This is a genomic window from Cryomorphaceae bacterium 1068 (genome assembly GCA_027214385.1).
Taxonomy (GTDB): Bacteria; Bacteroidota; Bacteroidia; order Flavobacteriales_D; family Cryomorphaceae; genus JAKVAV01.
The window spans coordinates 1-3,663 of the sequence record JAPVXR010000031.1; the positions used below are offsets into that span (position 1 = coordinate 1).

2 protein-coding genes are annotated in these 3,663 nt (G+C 49.0%); one reads left to right on the forward strand and one right to left on the reverse strand.

What is annotated here, in order from left to right:
* Positions 1–129: 129 nt before the first annotated feature.
* A complete protein-coding gene (locus O3Q51_18295) occupies positions 130–375 on the reverse strand; it encodes a hypothetical protein (GenBank protein MCZ4410773.1) in 246 nt (81 codons plus the stop codon).
* 18 nt (positions 376–393) lie between these two features.
* On the opposite strand from O3Q51_18295, the gene O3Q51_18300 reads away from it, so the two are divergent.
* Positions 394–2,817 carry a prolyl oligopeptidase family serine peptidase gene (locus O3Q51_18300; protein MCZ4410774.1) on the forward strand — a complete coding sequence of 808 codons (2,424 nt, stop codon included), beginning with the start codon at positions 394–396 and terminating at the stop codon, positions 2,815–2,817.
* Positions 2,818–3,663 lie beyond the last annotated feature (846 nt).

The following is a 3,663-nucleotide window of genomic DNA, read 5'->3' on the forward strand; positions in this document are numbered from 1 at the left end:
GAGGCACGAGGTGGGGGAGGGTGATAGGGATTGCCCACCCCCGTCTTTCCGTTCCTTCGTCACGTAAATCCACCCCCGCCAGCGGGGGACACGTGCACGACTCTATTTTGTTATAACTCTCATATGTGCTCATTCATATCCATTCGAATCCATTCGTGCCCATTGGTGCACATCCGTGGACAAAAAGTGAGCGTGGTCAGTGAGCGCAGCCGAACTGAAGCGAACTTCCCACCTCCGTTTTCTCCTTCCTCCTGTCGTCGAATCCACCCCATCCGGGGGGGACACGTCTCGATATCCATTTATGGGTTTAATTAAGCAACGAAGCGCCATTTCATCGGCAAAACTTATATTGGACGTTTCATTTACCAATTTCATAATACCCAACTACCGATGATGAAAACCATTCTGACTGCGACTTTGCTCGTATTTGCTACCAGTACATTTTCTCAAGACAATACCGCTTATCAAAAACCTCCTCAAGAAATTTTAGACTTGGTGGATGTTCCCAGGGCACCGGGAGTGCTTTTGGATGATGAGAAAGAAAACATGGTTTTGCTGTACCGGGATCCTTACAAATCCATTGAAGAGCTTTCGAAAGAAGAGCTTCGTCTGGGCGGACTGCGAATTGATCCATCCACCAATATCGGGAGTCGCGTGACCTATTACAACAATGTAAAGCTCAAACATCTCGGTAAGAAGAATGCAGAGATCATTCAGGTAAAAGGGCTGCCCGAAAATCCCAAACTAACCAATTTCAGTTGGTCGCCGGATCAGAGCAAGATTGCTTTGACCAATACGACGGCAGAAGGAGTAGAGCTTTGGGTGCTGGACGTGAAGTCTGCTTCCGTATCAAAACTATCCAATGCCAACTTGAACGCCAATGTGGGGGATGTGATCAATTGGTTTGAAGATGGTAAATCCATCCTGGTCAAAATGGTTTTGGAGAACAGAAAACCCCTTATTGACACAGAATCTGCCGTGCCGACAGGTCCCACGATTTCAGTAAACGACGGTAAGAAAGCCCAAAACAGGACCTATCAGGATTTGCTCAAAAACAAGAACGATGAGTTCAATTTTGAGCAATTGGCCCTTTCAGACTTGTACAAGGTCTCGCTTGACGGATCGAAAGAACTGTGGCTGAAGAGCGATATGTACCGCAGTATTACCTTTTCGCCCGATGGGAGCTACGTCATGGTAGTCACCATTGAAAAACCATTCTCCTACCTGGTTCCGTACAGCCGTTTCCCGTCTAAAACCACCATCTACACGGCCGATGGAAAGGAGGTACAAACAGTACTGGAGGTTCCACTAATAGAGGATTTGCCGCAAGGCTTTATGGCGGTGAGAGAAGGTAAGCGAGATTTTGGCTGGCGAAGCGACAAGCCCGCAACCTTGACTTACACAGTAGCGCTGGACGGAGGTGATCCTGAAAATGAAGTGGAGTACCGCGATGAAATGTTTCAGTTGGATGCCCCCTTTGATTCAGAGGGTCGAAGCATGATGAAAACCATCAACCGCGCATACGGAGTAGATTGGGGGAAGGATAACATGGCGATCGCCTACGACTATTGGTGGAACACCAGAAATACCAAGTCATACATGTTCAACCCGTCGGATGCTTCTCAAACTCCGATTGTATTTGAAGACAGAAACTACCAAGACCGATACAACGACCCGGGAAGTTTTGTCTCAGAACGAAATGAGATGGGTAGCATGGTATTGTCTATTAAAGACGGTCAACTCTTTTCTATCGGAGATGGATACACCGCCGAAGGGCAGTTCCCATTCTTGGATCGATTTGATATCCAAACGCAGAAGAGAACGAGAATGTACCAATCTGAATACACCGACAAGGTGGAGGACATTCGCAGCTACGACGCTAAGAAGAACGAGCTATTGGTAAGAATTGAATCGCCGACGGAATACCCGAACTACTATTTCAGAGAAGGGAAGAGCAAGAAGCTCACCCAAATTACTGAGTTTGAAAATCCCTTTAAAAGCCTTCAAGATGTGGATAAAGAGGTGATCAAGTACCAACGCGAAGACGGGCTGGAACTCTCGGGAACGCTGTACCTGCCCATTGGCTACGACAAAGAGAAAAAGGAAAAGATGCCCATGATTATGTGGGCTTACCCCACGGAATTCAAGGACAAGTCGAGCGCCGGACAGAGCACCCAAAACCCCAATGAGTTTACTTATCCCTACTACGGATCGATGGTGTATTGGGTCACGCGCGGCTACGTGGTGCTCGATGATGCTTCATTCCCCATTGTTGGAGAGGGCGATGAAGAACCCAACGACTCCTTCAGAGAGCAGCTGGTGGCCAATGCCAAAGCGGCCATCGATGCGGTGGATGAGCTGGGCTATATCGACAGAAATAGAGTAGCGGTAGGGGGTCACAGTTACGGTGCCTTTATGGTGGCCAATTTGCTCTCGCACTCCGACCTCTTTGCAGCTGGTATCGCCAGGAGTGGAGCTTACAACAGGACCTTAACGCCCTTCGGATTCCAAAGCGAGGAAAGAAACTACTGGGAGGCACCGGATATCTACAATACCATGTCACCTTTTATGCACGCCGAGAAAATGAATCAGCCCTTACTCTTGGTTCACGGAGAGGCCGATAACAATTCGGGGACTTATCCCATGCAAAGCGAGCGCTATTTCAATGCACTGAAGGGATTGGGTGCCACCGTTCGATTGGTGATGTTGCCGAAGGAGAGTCATGGGTATCGCTCGAAAGAGAGCATCCTGCACGTACTCTGGGAGCAGGATCAGTGGCTGGAGAAGTATGTGAAAAATCGAGAGGTGATTGAATAATGGTTAGCTATTAGCTGCTAGCGATTGGCTGTTAGCTAGTTGCTTAGTTGACTTTCAATGAGCATCTGTCACTTCGAGTGCGGTCAGGAAGCATGACTGGGCGTGTATCGAGAAGTGGTTTTCATTTGTCCTTCTTCTGTTTTCCACTTTTTTGTCGTCAAAAAAGTGGAGCAAAAAAGACGCGGAAAATACCATCCTTGAGCTTTGTCTTTGCCGCACGTGCCATCTCCATGGCGACAAACTCACGGATTGAACTATTTTCCGATTTGCCACCGCACGGGGTGGTAGCGCTTTCTCAATCCTGCGCTTGCCCGGTGCATTCCTCTCAGCTGAAAAAGCTTCGTCGGATGCAGAAAAGGGAGGGCACGGGCTTATTGGCTTAATATCCTTGTTTCTGTCACTTCGAGTGCGCGCAGGAAGCATGACTGGGCGTGTATCGAGAAGGACATTTGAAGGAGGTTTTGTTTTTAAGAGGAGTTCTCGATACACCGAAACTCCTGGCGTCGTTTCGGCACTCGAACTGACAAGGGAGGTTAACACATAGTTCTCGTGCCGCTGTGTTGCCGTGGTTAAAAAAGTGAGCGAAGCGAACATCCCACCCCCGTCTTTCCTCTCCTACGTCGCGGAAATCCACCCCCGCCAGCGGGGGACACGTATTCGAGTCAGTTTTGGATTTGATTTAGAATTGGGTTTGTGACTTTATTTATAGATGCCAGGGCTTACGCGATCATATCCCCCTTTGGAGGGGGTACCGAGGCACGAGGTGGGGGAGGGTGATAGGGATTGCCCACCCCCGTCTTTCCGTTCCTTCGTCACGTAAATCCACCCCCGCCAGCGGGGGACACG